The organism is Nitrospira sp. KM1, from assembly GCF_011405515.1.
In the GTDB taxonomy this organism is placed as follows: Bacteria; Nitrospirota; Nitrospiria; order Nitrospirales; family Nitrospiraceae; genus Nitrospira_C.
The window spans coordinates 3,989,428-4,009,166 of sequence record NZ_AP022671.1 but is presented as its reverse complement, the minus strand read 5'-3'; the positions used below and the strand labels follow the sequence as shown (position 1 = coordinate 4,009,166).

The following is a 19,739-nucleotide window of genomic DNA, read 5'->3' as shown; positions in this document are numbered from 1 at the left end:
GACCAGACTAACGGCAGTGTGACAGTCCATCAATACCAACACAAGTAGCCCCTTCCCCCCCTACCTTTGCATAAAGGAAAGGACCTCCCCCAGACAGGTGTATCCGCCTTTCACTTTACTTTAATGGTTCTGGCGTATAAGCCATTGGTCGTCTTCATGTAAGTCAGCCAGACCGTGTCACCAACCTTGATCGCGTGAAGCGTGATACGTTTTTCTCCGCGGACGATTTTGGTTTGCGACGTAACAGTGGCTCCTACTGTCATATGGTTTTTCGGACTAATCGGAGTATTGACCACGATGAGAGGAGGCGTTTGATTGACAGTAACCGCAACGACGATCCCCTTCACTTTATATGTATGCCCTTCAGTGGCCTCAAGAACATCAACGCCGGAGAGCACGAATCCGATCAGAACCGTCACACACGCCGCCCGACACCAACTCCGAGCACCTGTGACAATCTCGCGTTCCATTCAGCCGACTCTGAAAAGTGAACGGACTGTAGCAGGACGTGACATGGGTGTAAAGTTGCGGCCGTCTCCGAAGTATCGCTCCGAGCTTGTCGATCTCATGAGTCGCCCTCGATATTGACTGACCTGAGTCGTATGAGTAAGATGCATCGTCTTATGGATTGCTGAGCCATGACCTGTCGGCCCGCCTAAATTCCAACGCTACCATTCGAGAATCGTGCACGCTACCGCATATGATTGACGTCCATCAGGTTACGAAGCGATACGGCCACCACACCGCGATCGACCGCGTGACGTTTTCGGTAGCCAAAGGAGAGATATTGGCCTTTCTCGGTCCCAATGGCGCCGGCAAGACAACGACCATGCGCATTTTGACGTGTTTCATGCCCGCAAGCGAAGGCACGGCGACTGTCGCAGGCTTCGATTGCCTGGATCATCCCATGGAGGTCAAACGGCGAATCGGATATCTTCCTGAAACTCCACCTGTCTATCAGGAGTTGACGGTAGCGGAATATCTTCAGTTCGTCGGCCGCCTACGCGGCCTCTCGGGACAGGTCATGACGTCTGCCATCGGCCGTGAAGTCGACCGGCTGGGTTTGGGCGCGGTTCGGCATCGCGTGATTGGGAATTTATCCCGCGGATATCGGCAACGCGTGGGACTTGCTCAAGCATTGCTTCACGATCCGCCTGTTTTGATTCTCGATGAACCCACCGTCGGCCTCGACCCGAAACAGATCATAGAAATTCGGGAACTGATTAAAAGTTTGGCCGGTTCGCACTCAGTCATTTTGAGTACGCACATCCTGCCAGAGGCGACGGCCGTCTGCCAGCGAGTGGTGATTATCAGCTCCGGCCGTATCATGGCCGAAGACACACCTGACCAATTGTCCGCGAGGCTTCGGCATTCCGAAAAAATCTCGCTACTGTTGAAACGGCCGCCCGCTGATGCACAGGAGAAGCTTCGTCATATCGATGGGGTCCAGCACGTCTTTCCCAGCGGACGAGACAACGGGTTCCTGCTCGAATGCGCGTTGGGTCATGACGTCCGGGAAGACGCCGCTCGCTTCGTCGTCGAAAAAGGATGGGGGTTGCTCGAATTGAATACTGTCTCGATGACGCTCGAAGATGTCTTCCTCCAACTCACACGGCATGAAGAAGGAGTCGGCCACGGTGAGAACATTCAGGCAAATCCGGCCTTGACCGTGACTGCGATGTCATCGGAGGGCCGTCCATGACACCGGTCGGAGCCTTGGTGAGGAAGGAGCTTCGCTCGTATTTTGTCTCACCGGTCGTGTATGTGGTCGGCGCTGTCTTCTTATTGATCGTCGGTCTGCTCGCATACCTGTACATCGTTTTTGCGGGCGCTCAGGCGATTCAATTGATGCAGATGCAGGGCGGCCAGGCACAGATCAACTTGAACGATTTGGTATTCAGAAATCTGTTCACCAGCGTGCGCTTCGTCCTGTTGATCATTCTCCCTATTCTCACCATGCGGCTCTTTTCGGAAGAAAGGAAACTTCGCACCTTTGAATTCCTTTTGACCTCCCCGATCGGCCTCAATGAAATCGTGACAGGAAAATTCGTGAGCGTCCTTGTAATTTTTCTAGGCCTGCTCGGACTGACCGGCTTCATTCCTGTCACGCTGTCACTCTTCAGCGATTTCGATTGGTACCCGATACTTACTGGCTATCTTGGGCTCGCACTCCTTGGAAGTCTGTTTCTATCCGTGGGACTGCTGGCCTCTGCCTTGACGGAAAATCAGATCGTGGCCGCCTTCGTAAGCTTCGGTTTCTTGCTTTTGGTCTGGTTGCTTGCCGGACTCGGATCGTTGCTCGGAGACACTCTCCCCGGATACATCATCTCGTACGCCTCATTCATGGAACATTACGATCACCTCGTGCGCGGCCTGATCGATACCAAAGATTTGATCTATTTCATCACCGCCTCAGGCTTGATGCTTTTTTTGACTCACCGAGTCGTCCATTCATCGCGCTGGCAATGATCTTGACCCGTCTTCCTTTTGGACTCATCGGCATTGCACTGGCTATTTCGGGCCTCGTCGCCTATAGCCTGGTGCCAGACTCAATGTGGCTGGTGACGCCCGTAGAAGGCCTTGCACTGGCCTGTTTCATTGCCACGCTCGCACTCCGCTTCGATTCGCTCAAATCGTTCTCGTCGCGCCGGACAACCAGAATGGGGGCGAATAGCCTCCTGATGGTTGTGATGTTCATAGGCATCGTGAGCATCATCAATTTCCTGGGTGCGCGGCACTCTCTTCGCTGGGACCTTTCTGAAAATCAGAACTTCTCTCTCGCTCCACAGACCCACCGGGTACTCCGCACCTTGCCACGCGAGGTCAAGATCACCGTGTTTACTCGAGAGAAAGATCCCGGCTATCAGTCGTATAAGGAACGACTGGACAGCTACCGGCAAGCGAGTTCAAAGATCGCCGTGGAATTCATCGATCCCGAGCGTCAGCCGAAACTCGCGCAAGCTTACGGTATTACCAGGAGCGACACGGCGATTTTCGAGAGTGGGACACAAACGATTCGGATCACCAACCCCTCCGAAGCCGAACTGACGGGCGCATTGATGCGCGTCTCCAAAGATGACAAGAAGCGCATTTTGTTTCTCGAAGGTCATGGTGAACACAGCCTCGACGATCGCGAGCGCACGGGATTTTCCAACGCCAAAGAGATTCTGATCAAACAAGGCTATGAGGTCGACCGAGTCAGTTTGCTCGCTCAGCCGGCCGTACCAGACAATGCGTCGATCCTGGTTGTCGCAGGCCCTCGCAAACCCATCACCAACGACGAATTGACTCGGATCCATGCATATGTTGAGAAGGGCGGTCACCTGCTCCTCATGCTCGATCCCGATACGCAGGCAGATGTCGCTTCGCTGCTCTCAAAATGGGGGGTTGGCATGGGGCCGGGTGTGCTCGTCGATCTACAAGACCGGTTGGCACAAGGAGATCTCACGGCCCTGCTGATTCGCACCTTCACAGAGCACGAAATCACACAGGATCTCACCGCAGCAGTTTTATTTCCGCTTGCCCGACATATCACCTTTGACGAACAAGCAGGGAAGGAATGGGACTATGTACCGCTGGCGCGTACATCGCCGAACAGTTGGGCAGAAACCGATCTGAAAGGACGAGTCGTCAGTCTGAATGAAAAGGAAGATATCAAAGGTCCGTTGCCCATCGCCGCAGCCTTGGCGCCGAAGACACCTCCAGCCGAGGGCAAACCAAGGCCGGCCATGGTTCTGATCGGCAATTCGGTCTTCGCCACCAATGCTTTCATTAACTTTCCTGGCAATACGGATTTCTTTCTACATACGGCCGCGTGGCTGGCCGAGGACAGAGATATGATTGCAATCGGCCCGCGTGATCAGGTTTTACGACCGTTCATCCCCAACCCTCTGCAAGAACGGGCGCTTCTCTACATCCAAGTCGTCTTGTTACCCGCCGCCATGTGTATCGTAGGCGTCGTCGTCTGGCGCAAGCGCCGCCGGTTATAGCTCATGCGATATTGGCCCACCGTCCTTATGGCTCTCGTTCTGACGGGACTCGGCCTGTATGTATACTTCATCGAGTTTCCCGCCAAAGAATCTCAAGAACGTGCCGAAATCACGGAGAAGAAAGTTTTATCTATTGAACAGCAACATATCGAAACGGTGCGATTCAAGACAGAAAGGGACGAGGTGCAGATCGACCGAACGGACAAAGGGTGGATGCTCTCCTCCCCGATTCAAACCGAGGCGGACCAACGCGAGGTTCAAGCATTGATCCGATCCCTCGTCACAGGATCCATCCATCGTGTCGTAGAGGACACCCCTACCGCCCTGGGGCCGTTCGGTCTCGATCATCCGGTGGCAACCGTCACGGTCAAATCCACGACGTCCGAAGAAACATTCTCCATCGGCGACACCGGACCGCTTTCATCGACGCTCTATGTCCTGCGAGCATCGGATCACAAGCTGCTGCTGACCGACATGGCACCGAAAGATTTTGTGAACAAAACCCTGATGACCTTCCGCCGAAAAGATATCCTTCATGTTGCGCAGGGAGAGGTCGAGCGCTTACGGCTTACCTATCCCACTACCGAGATTGTGCTGTACCACGTCAACGAAAAGCCGAAAGGCAAGTGGAAGATTCGCTACCCGATCGAAGCTGAAGCCGATGCGACCGAAGTACGTATGATTCTGTTCCGGCTTGAAGACTTAAAGGCCCTCCGCATCATCGATCCGGGACCAGAGAGAGATCAGCTAGCCAGGACCCTCGGCGCTCCCAAAGTCAAAGTGACCGTGCATTCGACTGATGGAGATCAAGTCGTCAAGCTGTACCAGCCGGATCCTGCGAGCGGCGAAGCGATCGCTGAGACGGCTCCCGATTCACCATTATACAAAGTCGCCCCTACGGCGATTCGGGACCTGACCAAAGAACTGTTCGTTCTGCAGGACAAGCGATTGCTCGGTGTCGACTCGGCAGAGATCGCCATGCTGAGCGTCACAACCCCAGCTGAACACTTCACACTGATCAATCAAAATGGGGAATGGGTTTTGGAGGATCGCCCGACAGAGAAAGTGGATCAGCAGGTGGCTGAATTATTTGTGAGCCGGGTCGCCAATGTTCCGGCTGAACAGCGGGTCATGAAACAATCAGGCCCTCTGGCGCCCTATGGTCTGGTTGCGCCGAGCGCGCAGTTCGTCGCCACAGGGCGGGATGGCAAAATCGCAGGCAAGCTTTCCCTCGGAAGCCAATCGGGCGGATTGGTATACGCGACGGGACAGCGACTTCAAGGGCTCTATCAAATCCGTGCCGATCTGCTCCAGCAGATTCCCCCAAAGAAGGAACTGGTCCTGCCTAGCCAAAATTCGTCGGGTTCTGCTCCTTAAAAGCAGTTCTACCCACATCAGCCAGCCATCCTTTGACCGCTGTACTTGAGCCTACCATTGAGGTCGTGTAAGGTACGGCTCTATTGAATGCCCCCGTAGCTCAGTTGGATAGAGCAGCGGTTTCCTAAACCTTCCTAAGTAGTTGAACCCCTTGTGATTCTCGCGGATTACAAGGGGTTTTTCTTTGTCTCATTGGTTGCCGGAGGGTCCCGAAGGGTGCTATATGGGCGCTCGCGGGCACAGTTACGGGCACAGCTAATATGTTTATTGACGGATTCGGCTTCTGCAATTACAAAAGTTTTGAAGAAGCGCCGCAGCAGTTCTCTCCACTCAGAAAGTTAAATGTCTTCATTGGCCAGAACAACGCAGGCAAGTCCAACATCCTCACCTTCTTAACAAGGTTCTATAAGGAGAGCGCAAAACATTTACAGAGCAATCATAGCCTTAGGTTTCAGAGGGACCCCGTTCTAGATTTTCCCGCAAATGGGAAAGGTCCCCTACGTGTTGGGTTTGCTATCACACTCGGTGCAGATACCCCCGAAAAGATCATCAAAAGAAGTCGTCCTGTTCAGCCTGAACGAGCGGCGGTATTGATCGATAAGATTCTCCGATCGAGTTGCCTTTGCCGCGATCAAAAAACTGCGTGGTTCTGGTATGCGGAGAGCAGTTATACACCGCAAATATCCCCTCAACTGATTGAGGCTGCTCGCGCCGCTACTGATGTTAATCACCATGAATGGGCCGCTCTCTGGTCTTTATTTCACAGCGGAGGAACTCCTGGCGACATTCGGACGATATGCATTCCGCAAGTTCTCCACGAATTGAGCCCGATACAGAATCCACATCCCCCCATTGAATTGATATCTGCCATTCGAAGTATTGGCGAGGCCAACACTGAACAAGCTAATAATTTTAGTGGTCATGGGATAATCGACAGGCTTGCTCGGCTTGAAAGTCCTGGCCTAATGCATCAGAACAAGCGCGCGTTGTTTGATGAGATCGTACGCTTCTTCCGTACAGTGACAAAAAATGATCAAGCAAGAATCACGATCCCTTATGAAAGAGATACGATTCTCGTCGAGATGAATGGGAAAACTTTGCCACTGATCTCTTTAGGGACCGGCATCCACGAAGTTATTATTCTGGCAGCAGCAGCCACTATTCTTCAAAACCAGATTGTATGCATAGAAGAACCAGAATTACACCTGCATCCATCATTGCAAAAGCTCCTAATTAGATACTTGCTTGAAAACACGTCCAACCAATATTTTATAACTACACACTCGCCGCATTTTCTCGATGCTCCCAATGCTTCGATATTCCATATACGACAAGAAAATGGATTTTCCAAAGGTGAACTCGCTGAGACCGATTGCAGTAAGTCGATGATCTGTGGGGATTTAGGACATCGCGCATCAGATCTGATGCAGGCAAACTCTGTTATCTGGGTGGAAGGTCCCTCCGATCGCATCTATCTACAACACTGGATTAACTCGATCGCACCAACACTGCTTGAAGGATTGCATTACTCAATAATGTTTTACGGAGGTCGCTTATTAAGTCATCTCTCTGCTGACGACAAAGAGATAGAGGATTTTATTTCTCTACGAAGGTTAAATCGTTGGCTATCAATCGTCATTGATAGTGATAAGAAGAATTCCAAGGCCGCCATAAATGCTACAAAACGTCGTGTGCAGGCAGAATTTGATAGTGGGCCCGGGTTTTCCTGGATAACAGCCGGCAGAGAGATAGAGAACTACATTAAAGCTACGACCTTAGAGGATGCTGTTAAGGGGTTATATGGGTCTAAGGCGATACTACGCGGGAGGAATAAATACTCTCATCGACTTTGCGAACACTATGACAAAGTAAAAGTAGCTCATGCCATTGCGCAGAAATCGGCTGATCTATTGATGCTGGACCTCGAAGAGAAAATACAATCGCTCGTAAAGTTTATCTGTGCTGCGAACGATCTTTCTGTAGCTAACGTACTGCAAACAGAGCTGAACGACAAAACATGACCTTCGAAACATTTATGACATGGTTAGCCCATCTTGGAAATCTGCTAGGACTACTTGGAATCATCGTCGGCGCAAGCGTGGCCGGTGCATATATACTATTCAAACGATTCGGAGAAAAATGGATCGAAAACAAATTTGAATCGCAGCTAGAAATAGCGAGGCACGAACAGCATAAGGAAATAGAACATCTCCGGTTTAAGATCAACGCCCTTTTAGACAGAACTACAAAGCTTCATCAACGCGAATTTGAGGTACTGCCGGAAGCTTGGTCAAAGCTTAGTGATGCATATTGGGAAGCCGTGGCATTTCTCTCGCCATTCCAAACGTATCCAGATCTCGCTCGAATGTCTCCCCAGCATTTTGTCGAATTTGTAGAATCATGTCGTCTGGATCCATGGATGAAGGATGACTTGAAGGAAAAAGCAGGGCAGGAACGTAATACATTTTATGTGCAGCATATATTCTGGTTTAGGCTTGATGACGCGGTAAAGAAAATCAGGGATGCTCATATTTTTATACTCAAAAATGGAATTTTTCTGCCAAAGGATATACGAACGCAGTTCTCGAGTCTGTCTGATTTGATCTGGTTCGCAGTTAGTGAGAGTAGGTCTAACAAAACATACGATATCAAACCAGAGGCGCGTGATAAACAAAAGCTATTTGACGAGCAGGGGGGAGCTTTGATCAAGAAACTCGAAGGAGATGTTTCTGAACGACTGTGGGGCAAAGATTCATAGACGAATTTCGCCTTGCACTCTATTCTCGCCGAGAAAAAACTCGAACACAACATCGCTGGCTATGTATCGACTGATCTCGACTTCGTTAAATTATGGGCCTGGCCTGTTTTCTTCCTCCTATTTTCCGACCTCGCGTCTTTTTGCTAGCTCGTTTTTTTCTCGTCAACGTCCGGCTAAGGCAGGCTCCTGAACAATATAGCTGATTTTCCTTTCTACCAACGAACAACTTTCCACAAACTGAGGGCATAGGCTCTGATTCCCCTTTTCGCTTTCTTCCTGTTTTGACTTTGCCCGGTGCCTGGCATTCCTTTACTAGCCGGCCATTGTCGAAAACACATTTTGTTAGACCCCGAATAATCGCTTTACGAAAGCTGTCTCTCGCGGGATCAATGACAGAAACATATCGTCGCTTCCCTTCACTCCACTGAACTCGCGTTTCTTGCTGCGGAGATACAAACGTCTGGCGGCTCGCTACTCTTTCTAGCATATCCAGTACAGCCCACATGACACCCCACTGAGCCTTCTTGAGAGCTTCCCTCATAGTTTTACTACTTGTCACGATCGGAATCGTCAGCGGCTTGAAGTCAATATCGGAAGCAGTAAGGCCGTACGATGGTGCGCCGGCTGCATGCATGGCAAAGACGAGGAGACCTCGACGCAAGCTTACCCAATCTTCCGGGGTCTGAAGTACTGGACCCTCAAGTACTCCTATCAACCACGCAAGTTGGTCTCTTGAGGTACTGCCGATCCTTTTCAAAATATCGAAGTAGAAAGTTTCTTCCATTTGTACCCTCTAAATTATCTCTCAACAACAAACCTAACCATGACAATTAACTGACCCTATGAATATTACCATAGACGGGTACAATTACAAGCTGTAGGCTGTCGGCGAAAACAAGCTGCAAACGCGTTCTAGGCTTGGAGGAGGCATTTATGAGCGACCGGTTGCTGATGACCAATGATGCCGCACGGCTCTTGGAAAGGGCTGGACCGACCGTCAGATATTACGAACGAATCGGCCGCCTTCCTGCACAGAGAACGGCGGATGGGACCAGACTGTTCAAAGAGGAGGACGTCATGAAACTGAAAAAGGAACTCGACGGATCGAAGGGACTAGAAGCGGTGATAGGAGTGTAGTTAAAAGCCGCTGGCCTGCCCTTTCGACGGGATGCAGGCGCAGCGGCAAAGACACGAAGGAGACAGCGATGAATAGAATACCGAGTCCCTCCCAACACTGCAATCCCCTTTCGGAACGATTCACCGCGAATGTAAGGCCGATCATCAGCTTGATCGAACATGAATATGCGACCCTGCAGAAACGGAAGGCAGCCGGCGATGATGTCGACGTCAGCATCGTGCAGCACTTGCGCATGGCACACATTGATTTTGCACGACTCGCGGAGTGTTGCGAATGACACTCGAAGCCTTCCTAGGACGGCTCGAAGGGGTCATCCTTCGTGGATCTCGCCATGTGGCGCTCTGCCCTGCTCACGCCGATCGCTCCCCGAGTTTACAGGTGAGTCCAGGCGATTCTGGCCTCCTGGTGAAATGCTGGGCCGGCTGTACCACGGCGGAAGTCTGCGGCAGCCTGGGCCTACGCCTGGCGGACCTTTTCTATGATGCGGGACTTCCCCGAGACATCCGACCTATCAGACCCGTGCCGAGGGTCAATCATGCGGCTCTGGCCTTTCAATTTGAACTCAGCGCGTTTGATCGCCGCACTCGTGCGGGCGCCGTGCTCAACAGGCTTTCCGACCTCGATCTTGCCCCGGTCTCAGACGACGACCTTGACCGGTTGTTGAGTACCGCGGCCTCGGCCTATGAAGACCTCGACCTGGCACACCTCCATGAGCAACTGGCCGATGAACTGCGAGGCCGCGCATGAAGGTGATCGAGGAAGCCGAAGCCCTTGCCCGACAACCCTTAGTCTCCTCACAGGTGAACGGCCATGAGCGGCCAGACTTGACCCTCTCTGAAGCGGCTGGTCTCTATAACGTGTCCTCGTTCAAATGGGGCGCGCGCTTCACGTTCGATCGGCTGTCTGAGAAGTATGGATCTGAGAAGGCAGAACTCTCAGTGTTCCTCCTCGGCGAGCCCGTCATGCCCTGCAAGGCGATCGGCCTCACCTCTGAAGGGACGCAGAAGCAAATCGCCAAGGCCCTCACCGAGTCCATCCCGTCCGTACCATGGAAAGACCTGCTGCAGAATGCCTGCGCCATGGTTCTGCAGAGCAAGCGCACCGGTCGACCGGCCGTCAAACTGACCCGCTTCACGCAAGTTGAGCCGTTCACCTACTCCGTTAATCCCCTGATCGTCAGACGCAAGCCCGTGATCATCTACGGGGACGGCGGCCAGGGCAAAAGCTCGTTTGCTCTTCTTCTCGCCGCCATGGTCTCAACCGGGCAAACCATCGCGGGCATCCGGGCGCTACAAGGCCGTTCGCTCTTTCTCGATTGGGAAGATGACGAGGAAGTGCACGCGAGGCGCCTGCAGGCCCTCATTGCCGGCCATCCCGAACTATCGGATGCGGAGATTGATTATCTGCCCTGCGAGGAACCGCTCGTCCGGATGATCTATCCGCTGGTGAGGCGGATCCAGGCCGATGGCATCACGTTCGTGGTCATCGATTCATTGATGGCCGCCAGTGGCGGGGATGCCTCCTCCGAGACCGTCTCGAAATTCTTCGATGCCGTGCGGCTGCTCAAAACCGAAACCCTCTTACTTGGTCATGTGCCGAAGACCCTCGCGGAAGGCCAGGAGGCCCAGAGCGTGTACGGCAGCGTGTTCAACAAGAACCGGGCGCGCAGTACGTGGGAATTCAAGCGTGAACAGGAACTCGGCGCAGATACCGCCGTCATCGGCCTCTTTCATCGCAAGTCGAACCATACCCGGCGTCATCATCCAATTGGGCTCACCATGACGCAGGACGAGGCGTGCTCGGTCATCCGCTTCGAAGCCTGCGACCTCCGCGAGACGGCCGAATTAGCGAACGCACTCCCGGTCGCCTCTCGTATTCGAAACCTCCTTGAGGACGGGATCATGCGCACCCCTCAGGACATCGCCTATGAGTTGGACGTTGCCTTATCGACCATTCAGCGGACCCTCAGAAAGCACAAAGGCCATAAGTGGCAGATGATCGGCGGGCCCGGTATGACGACGAAATGGACCGTGCTGAACGCCAGAAATGAAATAGGAAACTGAAATAGGACGCCCTTTTGACACGGCTAAATAGGACAAATAGGCCAGGATATCTAAGTCATGGAAACATTAAGAAATAGTCATCCTATTCAAATAGGAAACCCAAATAGGACGGATGCCCCCTCCTCTATAAGAGGAGGGCTATCCTATTTGCCGTCCTATTTCTGGCGGGAGAAGAGAAAGAAGTGATGAGAAAGGGCATTCACCAGGACGCGGGAAATTCCTCACCAATGGTTCAAGAAGCCTTGCCCGTGCCTGGTTCACGCCGCGGGAAGCCCGGCCGGCCGAAATCTGGCGATCCGGGCATCTTCCGTTCTGGGCACACTGCGGGCACAGCGACGATGGAAACAGCGTCTAGCAGCGGAGATCCTAAGAGAGCGCTGGTTACACTAACCGTCGTTCCTATCGGTCCTCGCGTCCTCGACCTCCACAGCACCGCTGCCTATCTCGGCCTTTCAGAATGGACGGTTAGAGAGCTGGAAGCGGCGGGCACATTGCCCCGGTTACGCATTCCAGGCCCCAATGCTGGCGAAGTGCGGAAGCTCTTGTTCGACCGGTCAGACCTGGATCGGCTGATCGATGCATGGAAGGAGAAAGCATGAGCCGGTTGGAAAAAACCACCCCCCGGCAGAGGCTTTTTGCTCCCCAGCGGCAGCCCGCGTGGGTATTCCTCTGCATTTTTTCAGATCCCCACACATCAACAAGGCTCATGGTTTGGCGATGGAGGTGCCCTTGAGACTCTGCGGACAGCCTCGAAAAGACGGTTCCCCTTGTGCGTATCGGCTTGGTGAGGGGGCGGAGTGCCCCCATCACGGGTCAGACCCCTCGGTGGCCCGGCGGTTTCAGCTGAAAGGCGCCATAGCCAGCCAGGAGGCAACGACGATTCCGGATCTGCAGATCGGCGATCTCACGACGGAGGAAGGCATTGCCAAGACCCTGCAGGGCATCAGCGAGTCGGCGGCCAAAATCCGCAATGCGAACCTGAAGCGGCTGGCGGAAGTCCGGCAATGCTGCAACGTGGCGGTCGGGCTTCGGCAGGCGTCGGCGACTCGGGAACTGAATAACACGCTTTTACGCCTGGAGCATGGCGGCAAAGCAGTCCAGATCCTGGAGCAGCTCCGCAACAATCGCAACATCCGGCCACTGGCGGAAGTGGTCGACATGAAACCCGGAGGGACCCGTGGCCAGTGAGGACAAGATCAATAAGTTCCTGCTTGAGAAGTTTGCCGGCTTGGGCACGCCACTCGCGGCCATCCTGCTACGCCTGGATATCACCCCAAGCTGGGCCGACGGGACAGACATTGAAGGGCGGACAATCGTCCTCATCGGACGTCACCTCTTGGGATCCGGACCGGAGGCGGAAGAAGTTTCAAAGCTGGTCCTCGACTATCTCGCGGTGGGCGGCTGTCCCGATCTGGTACACCCGATTGCCTTCGCCCCATCGGCCAGCCGGGCGATTGCTGAAGCGGTTGACGGCTCGGCAGAGGAAATTCTGGTTCATGGCCCGCGCGGGACAGGAAAAACGCACGCCCTCGCCGCGGCAGCCGTGATCAATGCGGAACTGGATCTGCGGGCTGGCTATCCGGGACCGTATCGAGTGTTGTGGTTGCATGACACCCTACTATCCGCCTCGGCGAAAACAGCGCGATCCCTCGAGCTTCCCATGTGGGGGAACACGTGGAGTCTGAAGGATGACCGAAAGCTAGCCGTGTTCTCCGTCGGCGGCAAACAGATGGTCGTCGGTGATTTCGTAGGCTGCCAGGATCAAAGCTCAGCCGAACGGCTCCGGATGAGTGCTAACACGGTCATAGGGGAGGAACCGATCGCCTCCCTGACGGACGGACTTGGCATTACAGAACAGCAATACGATCTGGCTCGATCCTCGACACTCCGTTTGCCCACTCGCCGGCGCGTATCCATGCTCGCGACCAATCCCGGAAGTCCCGACACCTGGCCACACAGACGATTCTTTCACGGGTCAACAAAATCCCTTCCGATTCAAATCTCGGTGGATGATCGCCTAACTCAGGAAGAGCGGCAGGCGCTGGAGCAGACCTTTGCGAATAGTCCGACCCTCCAGAAGCGCTTGGCCAAAGGTGAATGGGTCATGGCGGAACAAGGGGCGGCGGTCGCCGAGGGGTTTAACCCGGACGTGCATGTCTCACCGTATCCACTCGTCCCCTCTCCCATGCTGTTGTTTGCGATCGGCTGGGACGGAGGACACAGTCCAAGCGCAGTCATGGGCCAGAACCTCAGCGGACAAGCCAGGATCTACGCGTCATTGAATGATATGAAAGTCGGGGTGCTGGAACTGATCGAGCGTCAGGTGTTGCCCTGGCTGCAGGCGCATGCCCCCTGGGCACTCACCCACTACGGCGCGCAGCTCGTGCATATCATCGACCCGAACATGGCCACGCCCGGACAGGCCACGATTACCGAGACGGCTGAAAAGGTGATCCGTGAAAAGCTGGGCGGGCGGATCGTACACGGGCCAGTCCGATGGGCCCCACGGCGCGAAGCCATCCTACGAGGCTTGGGCGCCCGGCATGAACAGGGGCGGACTCCGTTGTTGATCGCGCCCGGCGATGATACGCGCTTACTGGTCGAAGCCTTTTCTGGCCGCTGGTTCTATCCAGTCCTGCCTAACGGTCAAGTCGATCGCACTGGGCCAAAAAAGCCAAACAGTCCATGGGCAGATGTGTCTGATGCAGCCGCGTATCTGCTGAGCTGGCTGCATGGTGATGATCTCATGACCATCCCGACTGGTCCGCTGAAGGTCGAAACGCATTTCACGTTCTAACCGGAGGTGCACATGAATGTCGGCAATGGACTCGAAATCACAGTCTGCAGTAAGACGGGCACCCTGACGGCGCAAAGCCAAATCATTGGAGTCTTTGCACAGGTGACAGTCGACGAGTTGGAATCGCTCGCCAGGTTTCTAATACTTCAGGCCGCAGCCTGGCGAGCGGACGAGCATGCGGCCGAACATTCACCCACCAAGGAGACGCAACCATGACGACGAGCGGCCAAGCGGAACAAGACATCACCAATTTGCAAAACACGTTCTTCGGGCTCTTTCCCTACCTCAAGGATCATCCCCAACGGGTGAGGGACGTTGAACGGCGAGAGGAACTGGTCACGATTCGAGAGCAAGCGGCGGTTGCCGTCGATCGGGCGGTAGAACTCAAGAACGCCGAGCTGTCTCGCGTGTCCTTCAACGTCGGCGAACGGCTGGCAAGCGAGGAAGCCCGGCAGCGGGCCGAGCTCGAAGGCCGGCTCGACACACTCCGGCTGCAGATTGAAGCCGATGAGGCACGCGCCGAGACGGCAAAAGAAGCGGCCGACAAGGAAGAGGCCCGGTTGCGCGCGCTCCGGGATAAGTTCGCGGCATTGGAACTGTAAACGCACGTTGGAAAGAGAAAGGAGACGGTCATGGCAGCCTTTTCAACCACGACGGAAGCCGAAAGCCGCTGCCGGCAGATGGTCGCGGCAGGGACATGGGTCAATGCCCATGTGGCCCGCAATGTCACCGGGCACATCGTGGCGCGGTTTCAACGGTTCATGAGCCCATCCGCGCCAGGCGAAGGCGCATGGGTCGAAACGACAGACAACGCCACGACCTAGGAGGAGACCCCATGATCGAATCATCGTTATCGGAGTTTGACCAGGCGGCAGCCGAAACACCGGCCGCAATTGCATGCCGAGAAGAGCACGCGAAGGTGATGATGGATAAAACCCATCAGCACTATGCCGGGTATCAACGCGGCGAGAAAGCCGCCCTCGATTATGTCGATAGCTTGTACCGAAAAGCCTATCCGGGTAACCGGATGATCGAGATCGGGGGCGGACTGATTGCCTCCTCCCCTCCGTCAGAGCAGCTCGGCGACCCGGTACCCACGTCCACCGATCCGCAATCCGAGCAAGCGCAGCTCGATGAACAGGAGCGGATGGAGATGGACGACACGAAACAACACTGGGCCAATGACGGCATTACCTTGGAGCAGGGCATTGAAGAAGTCCGGCCATTAGCCGAACTCATCGCAAGCGCTGATCCTGAGTTGTATGGACTCATCTCCCGTCGCCTCGGCGATGGCGTGGCGTTGCGCGTGCTGCGGATCATCAAGAGTCGAATCAATCTGTAACCACCTATAAAGGAGGCACCTCATGGATTTCACAGCGATGTCGGAACGAATCGAGCACGCCAACGCAGGCATTCTGAACGAACAGGCCCAGGCCGTGGACGCGATGAAAAGCGAAATGCGGGGGAAGTACGACACGGCGCAACGCAAACTTCCCGAGATCCTCAAGTTGGTGAAAGGGACGCAAGCCTGGATGCACGAACTCCTGACGCTCGCGTCAAAGTCTCGTGTCCCATTGCCACGCATGGTGGAACCCCACCTCAAAGAGATCGCAACCGTATGCGAGAACTGCCCTCGCCAGGTGCGCGAAGGGATCGCGGCCTATGAGGGTCTGAAGTTCCAGCAGATCGTGTGGAAAGACGGCCGATCGATCTACCTCGAGGCCCGCGCCTCTCTCATCCATACCATCTCGGCGTCGTTGCAGAGTTGGGACGGCATGGCGGGCACGATCGCAATGAATCGCGGCTCCGTCGAGCGGATTCTCGAAGAATGCAATTGGCCGAGCGGCCATCAACCGGCGCCGACGGTTCCGGCAGCCCCGTTCCAGCAGGACGCGGAACCGCTCAAGGTGGAGACGGCGTTTGAGGTATAGCGAAGGAATTCGCGCTGTAGCGTCGGCGCGAGTGGGGTCAGGTCAACTCGCCGACCATCCCTTTGAATGGCTCGATCCTAATATCCGAGATGCCGTAGCCCCGGCTGTAATATTCATCGGCCATATCCATACAGTACGCGAGGGCATGCAGGTACGTCTCGCTAATGCAGTTGGAGTGGGTAACGCCGAGCCCAGGATTCAGGCGCGGCGTAATGATCTCGCGAAACCCCTCCATGTAGGAATAGAGGGGTTTGCCTGTGCCGCGATAGCCGGTCTGGATGGTAAAGCGGGGATTGCTGGGCTTGGAGATCATGTCATTTACCTTTCCCTTTGTCCCTGTACTTCTTCAACAAGTCCGCGAGCCCTTCTTCGATCATCTCGGTAAAGCGGCGGTTCTGACGAATGGCAAGAATGCGAATCTCATCAATGAGATGCTTCTTAATTCGTGGACCTATTTGGACCTTTTCCGAATCTTCGCTATCAGTCACGGGAGAGAACCTAGCCAAAGGGTGAATTGGTGTCAAGGACCATCGGTTGACACCACACAACTTAACATGTTAACGTTTAAACACTGGAGGACGAGATGAGAATGCAACGTCTTAATATCCAGCTCCCACCGAAGCTCAAAACACAACTCGACGCGATGAAAACGAAGGGCTATACGGCAAGCGGATTCATTCGCCACTTACTCGAACAGCATTTCAGAGGCAAGAAGGCGGCGTAACCAAAAGGAGGCGGCAATGCTCTTTGATCCTGACGCTGGGTTGACTCTGGAGGAGAAAATCGTGCGTGTGTGGCACCGCATGAATCCAGCGTTGAAAGCGCAGTATGAAGAGCTTTCAGAACACACCGGCATTCCCATCTGGGATCTGCTCATAGAGGCGCTCGATATCTTCTTAGCCAAGATGGAGGACCCAAAGGAGCTACAAGCCCTCATTGCGAAGTGCGACCGCGATGAAGCTCCCTTCGGTCGCGATCCACTCCTTGAGAAAGGACGGTGACCATGGAGGACGATTGCATTCCGCCGTATGCCACCGGGCCGGATTGTTTTGAGAACGACGAGCAGCGACGAGAAGCGAAAGTCAATCAATGGTGCGCGTGGGAGGGAACGATGCCTGCCTATGAGCTCGGCTCCCTCCATATGCTCGCGCACGCGATCGAACGATTCCGAGCCGCTCACCCTCTCCCGTTCCGTAATGAACTGCTCGCCCTCTCGGAGGATCTTGCACGGGTAGTGAACTGGATCGATCAAGGCTCGTACAGCCCACACTTTCCCCTTCAGCCCCATCTGAGGAATGGCCGCTCCACGCACTAGGAGGTTCGTATGGCTCCCAACTTCACCGTGTTTCCCACTGGAACGCCCCCTAGTCCTCAGACGATCGGCGAGCTTCTGCTCGAGTTCGACCGGCGACACCTCGCCACGTTGAAGTATCCACACTCGACGCGCAGCCGGATCGCCATGTACTTTCCGCCCTTACACCCCTATACGCTCGACACCCTCACGCGGCCACTCATCAAGCAGTGGTTCGATCAGATCAATGCGCATTCCTCGTCACAAGCCTGTGCCTGTCTCAAACACTTACATTTGCTCTACAACAAGTGTCTGGAATGGGGGCGATATCATGGTCTGAACCCGGCCTACCGTGAGGGGACCGCGACCGCGCTGACCCGCGTCACCGTTGCCCCCCTCCCCGCACCCTCGACATCCCTCCGGCCTGGCATGACCATTGGGGAATTATTGGAGCAGTACTATCGGTTGCATATCTCCACGCTCAAGGGCGGTGGACGCGGGATCATGACGAATATGGAAAAACATTTTGGCCCGCTGAAGCCGTACACGCTGGAATCCTTGACCGTGGCGCAGATTACCGAATGGATCAATCCGATTCGTGCGAACATTCCCAGCATGGCGATCTTCCTGGTGAAGAAACTCCGTCATCTCTATAACTGGGCCGAGCAACTGGAATGCTACGACGGGAAGAACCGAGCGATGAAGGTGCCCATTGGGACGGCGGGCAAGCGGAAGGAATTTGTTCGTGAGCATGAAATGCCGACCTTGCTGGACATCCTCAAACGTCAGCCACTTCGGGAACGGTGCTTCTTCATGTTCATGCTGACGTTGTTCCCGAGACCAGGAGAAGCGGCGGAGCTGTTGGTGAGCCATCTGCAATTCTGGACCGATGAGCACGGAGAAACGGTCGGCATGTGGCACAAGGTCGATAGCAAGACGCAGAAGATTGACCCGATCGACCTGCCACCCGTCCTGGCAAGTCTCCTCGTCACCTACATCCGATCGAGACCGAAGCCCTCCACTTTTCTCTTCCCCGGCCGTGGAAATAAGCCGCTCAGCGTCTCGCGGTGGACGCAGCTCTGGCATGACATCCGAAAACGGGCTGGCGTGGATCGTATCACCCGTCATGACCTGCGTCGGACCGGCTCGACCTGGGCGGTTGACACCTCAAAGGATCTCGTGACCGTCTCGAAGAAGGGGCTCGGGCACACCAACTTTAAAACCACGAGTATTTACGTGCAGGCCATGGATAGTTCGACGGCCTCAATGTATCGGCAACACGAAGCCAGACTGTTGAATGTGGCAGAGCCGAGACAGGCCGTGATGAAGCCGCCGTTTAAGACGCCTCCTCGTGCACTCGGCTCTCCTATCTCTTCCGCAGTGCATTCATCCGTTGACGTATCACGCATGCCGACCCCGGACCCAGTCGCGGTTGCGCCCGTACCATCCACGTCGCACGAGGACTGCTGGCAGGACTTTCCAGGCTGAGATGACATCATGAACTTCAAGCAATTCCGCAGGCCAGCGAACGGGCATGCTCGAACCGCGATCGTGAACGGGCGGATTGTCGGAGGCAGAGGTTTCCGGTTACAGTCGAAGCTCGGCAGAGCCATTAGCCTAGACCGGCTGGAGAAGTTGTTAGCCGATGCCCGAAGCATCCAACCCCCCGATGGCAGGCATTCCCGATGAACCCTCTTTCACTGTGCGTGAAGCAGCAGAGATTCTCGGCGTCAATAAGGCAACGGTCTATCGATATCTGGAAACAGGAGAACTTCATGGATTGGGCCCGCGCTATTTCTTTCGTATCTGCCGTCAATCGATCCTCAAGAAGATGAACAAACGGAGGCTCCCATGAAACTCTTGCTTGGTTTTCTTCTCGGCGTGCTCCTCGCCACGGCCTCGAACACCTATTCACTCGACATGATTCTGGATAACCAGCACGGGGCGACGTGGCTGTATGAAGGCAATAGTCTCGGGCCGACGTTCTACAACAACCCGAACACCGGGCAGTCAGGATGGATCTATAGCGATGGCAACAGCAGCCAGCACTATTTCAACCACCTGAACAATTTAGAGCAGCAATTGCGAGATTCGAATGTGAGGCCATGCCCGCACTGAGGAAGGAAAGTGCAATGAGGGGCAAGAAACAAGTTTCGCCGGCTAACCATGCAGCGTTTGTAATAGCCTGCAATCGCCATCCGTTTTTAGCGAACGTCGCCAAGCTCATGAGAGATCAAGGGATGACTAAGGAGGTTTTTGCGCGCAGGGCGAAACTTAGTCTCGATCGGATTGAAGACATTCTAAATGGTCTTAGCCACCCCACTGCAGATGAACTCACGCCCATATCTCAAGCATTAAATACAAAGATAAAAAACCTAACAAAGGGGGTATAAAG

At 54.6% G+C, this 19,739-nt stretch carries 28 protein-coding genes; 25 read left to right on the top strand and 3 right to left on the bottom strand.

The annotated features are described in order from the left end of the window. Window positions 1–110 precede the first annotated feature (110 nt). Entirely contained in the window at window positions 111–419 is a 309-nt protein-coding gene (locus tag W02_RS18890; RefSeq protein WP_173050581.1) for a hypothetical protein, read from the bottom strand. A gap of 281 nt (window positions 420–700) precedes the next feature. On the opposite strand from W02_RS18890, the gene W02_RS18885 reads away from it, so the two are divergent. The 18 genes from W02_RS18885 (at window position 701) to W02_RS18800 (ending at window position 16,053) form a co-directional block, all read left to right on the top strand. Next, window positions 701–1,702 (top strand): ATP-binding cassette domain-containing protein, encoded by a 1,002-nt coding sequence (locus W02_RS18885; RefSeq protein ID WP_173050578.1) that lies wholly within the window; start codon window positions 701–703, stop codon window positions 1,700–1,702. Beyond that, on the top strand, window positions 1,699–2,469 hold the full coding sequence (locus tag W02_RS18880) for an ABC transporter permease (RefSeq protein ID WP_173050576.1): 771 nt from the start codon (window positions 1,699–1,701) through the stop codon (window positions 2,467–2,469). Before W02_RS18885 ends, W02_RS18880 begins: the two co-directional genes overlap by 4 nt. Beyond that, a complete protein-coding gene (locus W02_RS18875) occupies window positions 2,466–3,989 on the top strand; it encodes a GldG family protein (RefSeq protein ID WP_173050574.1) in 1,524 nt (507 codons plus the stop codon). The genes W02_RS18880 and W02_RS18875 overlap by 4 nt, the downstream gene beginning before the upstream one ends. Before the next feature lie 3 nt (window positions 3,990–3,992). Next, window positions 3,993–5,366 carry a DUF4340 domain-containing protein gene (locus tag W02_RS18870; protein ID WP_173050572.1) on the top strand — a complete coding sequence of 458 codons (1,374 nt, stop codon included), beginning with the start codon at window positions 3,993–3,995 and terminating at the stop codon, window positions 5,364–5,366. Window positions 5,367–5,626: 260 nt separating this feature from the next. Further along, on the top strand, window positions 5,627–7,387 hold the full coding sequence (locus W02_RS18865; RefSeq protein ID WP_173050570.1) for an ATP-dependent endonuclease: 1,761 nt from the start codon (window positions 5,627–5,629) through the stop codon (window positions 7,385–7,387). Beyond that, window positions 7,384–8,124, top strand: coding sequence for a hypothetical protein (locus tag W02_RS18860; protein WP_173050568.1), 741 nt, complete (start codon window positions 7,384–7,386; stop codon window positions 8,122–8,124). The genes W02_RS18865 and W02_RS18860 overlap by 4 nt, the downstream gene beginning before the upstream one ends. A 933-nt stretch (window positions 8,125–9,057) precedes the next feature. Then, entirely contained in the window at window positions 9,058–9,261 is a 204-nt protein-coding gene (locus W02_RS18855; protein ID WP_197742069.1) for a MerR family transcriptional regulator, read from the top strand. 68 nt (window positions 9,262–9,329) lie between these two features. After that, a complete protein-coding gene (locus W02_RS18850; RefSeq protein WP_173050565.1) occupies window positions 9,330–9,539 on the top strand; it encodes a hypothetical protein in 210 nt (69 codons plus the stop codon). Beyond that, window positions 9,536–10,009: a hypothetical protein gene (locus W02_RS18845; protein ID WP_173050563.1), complete on the top strand. Its 474-nt coding sequence runs from the start codon at window positions 9,536–9,538 to the stop codon at window positions 10,007–10,009. The genes W02_RS18850 and W02_RS18845 overlap by 4 nt, the downstream gene beginning before the upstream one ends. Beyond that, window positions 10,006–11,325 (top strand): AAA family ATPase, encoded by a 1,320-nt coding sequence (locus W02_RS18840; protein WP_173050560.1) that lies wholly within the window; start codon window positions 10,006–10,008, stop codon window positions 11,323–11,325. The genes W02_RS18845 and W02_RS18840 overlap by 4 nt, the downstream gene beginning before the upstream one ends. A 185-nt stretch (window positions 11,326–11,510) precedes the next feature. Further along, a complete protein-coding gene (locus W02_RS18835) occupies window positions 11,511–11,924 on the top strand; it encodes an AlpA family transcriptional regulator (RefSeq protein ID WP_173050558.1) in 414 nt (137 codons plus the stop codon). Window positions 11,925–12,054: 130 nt separating this feature from the next. Continuing rightward, window positions 12,055–12,513, top strand: a complete 459-nt coding sequence (locus W02_RS18830) for a hypothetical protein (protein ID WP_173050556.1) — start codon at window positions 12,055–12,057, stop codon at window positions 12,511–12,513. Next, window positions 12,503–14,122 carry a hypothetical protein gene (locus tag W02_RS18825; protein WP_173050554.1) on the top strand — a complete coding sequence of 540 codons (1,620 nt, stop codon included), beginning with the start codon at window positions 12,503–12,505 and terminating at the stop codon, window positions 14,120–14,122. The genes W02_RS18830 and W02_RS18825 overlap by 11 nt, the downstream gene beginning before the upstream one ends. Before the next feature lie 12 nt (window positions 14,123–14,134). Then, window positions 14,135–14,338 (top strand): hypothetical protein, encoded by a 204-nt coding sequence (locus W02_RS18820; protein WP_173050553.1) that lies wholly within the window; start codon window positions 14,135–14,137, stop codon window positions 14,336–14,338. Then, the gene (locus W02_RS18815) at window positions 14,335–14,724 is read left to right on the top strand and encodes a hypothetical protein (protein WP_173050550.1); all 390 of its coding nucleotides are present in this window, start codon (window positions 14,335–14,337) and stop codon (window positions 14,722–14,724) included. The genes W02_RS18820 and W02_RS18815 overlap by 4 nt, the downstream gene beginning before the upstream one ends. A gap of 30 nt (window positions 14,725–14,754) precedes the next feature. Further along, window positions 14,755–14,946: a hypothetical protein gene (locus tag W02_RS18810; protein WP_173050548.1), complete on the top strand. Its 192-nt coding sequence runs from the start codon at window positions 14,755–14,757 to the stop codon at window positions 14,944–14,946. Between the two features lie 11 nt (window positions 14,947–14,957). Then, window positions 14,958–15,464: a hypothetical protein gene (locus W02_RS18805; RefSeq protein ID WP_173050546.1), complete on the top strand. Its 507-nt coding sequence runs from the start codon at window positions 14,958–14,960 to the stop codon at window positions 15,462–15,464. A 22-nt stretch (window positions 15,465–15,486) separates the two neighbouring features. Beyond that, entirely contained in the window at window positions 15,487–16,053 is a 567-nt protein-coding gene (locus W02_RS18800) for a hypothetical protein (protein WP_173050544.1), read from the top strand. A 37-nt stretch (window positions 16,054–16,090) separates the two neighbouring features. Here W02_RS18800 and W02_RS18795 read toward each other — a convergent pair whose 3' ends face one another. Together W02_RS18795 and W02_RS18790 are read right to left on the bottom strand one after the other, a co-directional pair. Continuing rightward, window positions 16,091–16,366 (bottom strand): hypothetical protein, encoded by a 276-nt coding sequence (locus tag W02_RS18795; RefSeq protein ID WP_173050542.1) that lies wholly within the window; start codon window positions 16,364–16,366, stop codon window positions 16,091–16,093. A 1-nt stretch (window position 16,367) separates the two neighbouring features. Beyond that, entirely contained in the window at window positions 16,368–16,541 is a 174-nt protein-coding gene (locus W02_RS18790; protein ID WP_173050540.1) for a hypothetical protein, read from the bottom strand. Window positions 16,542–16,636: 95 nt separating this feature from the next. On the opposite strand from W02_RS18790, the gene W02_RS18785 reads away from it, so the two are divergent. From W02_RS18785 to W02_RS18755, 7 genes are all read left to right on the top strand, one after another. Next, complete coding sequence (locus W02_RS18785; protein ID WP_173050538.1) at window positions 16,637–16,777, top strand: hypothetical protein; 141 nt, start codon at window positions 16,637–16,639, stop codon at window positions 16,775–16,777. Window positions 16,778–16,793: 16 nt separating this feature from the next. Continuing rightward, window positions 16,794–17,054: a hypothetical protein gene (locus W02_RS18780; protein WP_173050537.1), complete on the top strand. Its 261-nt coding sequence runs from the start codon at window positions 16,794–16,796 to the stop codon at window positions 17,052–17,054. Window positions 17,055–17,056: 2 nt separating this feature from the next. After that, window positions 17,057–17,368, top strand: coding sequence for a hypothetical protein (locus W02_RS18775; RefSeq protein WP_173050535.1), 312 nt, complete (start codon window positions 17,057–17,059; stop codon window positions 17,366–17,368). Window positions 17,369–17,377: 9 nt separating this feature from the next. Beyond that, window positions 17,378–18,832 carry a tyrosine-type recombinase/integrase gene (locus W02_RS18770; RefSeq protein WP_173050533.1) on the top strand — a complete coding sequence of 485 codons (1,455 nt, stop codon included), beginning with the start codon at window positions 17,378–17,380 and terminating at the stop codon, window positions 18,830–18,832. 157 nt (window positions 18,833–18,989) lie between these two features. Beyond that, a complete protein-coding gene (locus tag W02_RS18765) occupies window positions 18,990–19,199 on the top strand; it encodes a helix-turn-helix domain-containing protein (protein WP_173050531.1) in 210 nt (69 codons plus the stop codon). Next, window positions 19,196–19,462 carry a hypothetical protein gene (locus W02_RS18760; protein WP_173050529.1) on the top strand — a complete coding sequence of 89 codons (267 nt, stop codon included), beginning with the start codon at window positions 19,196–19,198 and terminating at the stop codon, window positions 19,460–19,462. Before W02_RS18765 ends, W02_RS18760 begins: the two co-directional genes overlap by 4 nt. 14 nt (window positions 19,463–19,476) lie before the next feature. Beyond that, the gene (locus W02_RS18755; protein WP_173050527.1) at window positions 19,477–19,737 is read left to right on the top strand and encodes a helix-turn-helix domain-containing protein; all 261 of its coding nucleotides are present in this window, start codon (window positions 19,477–19,479) and stop codon (window positions 19,735–19,737) included. The last annotated feature ends 2 nt before the right edge of the window (window positions 19,738–19,739 follow it).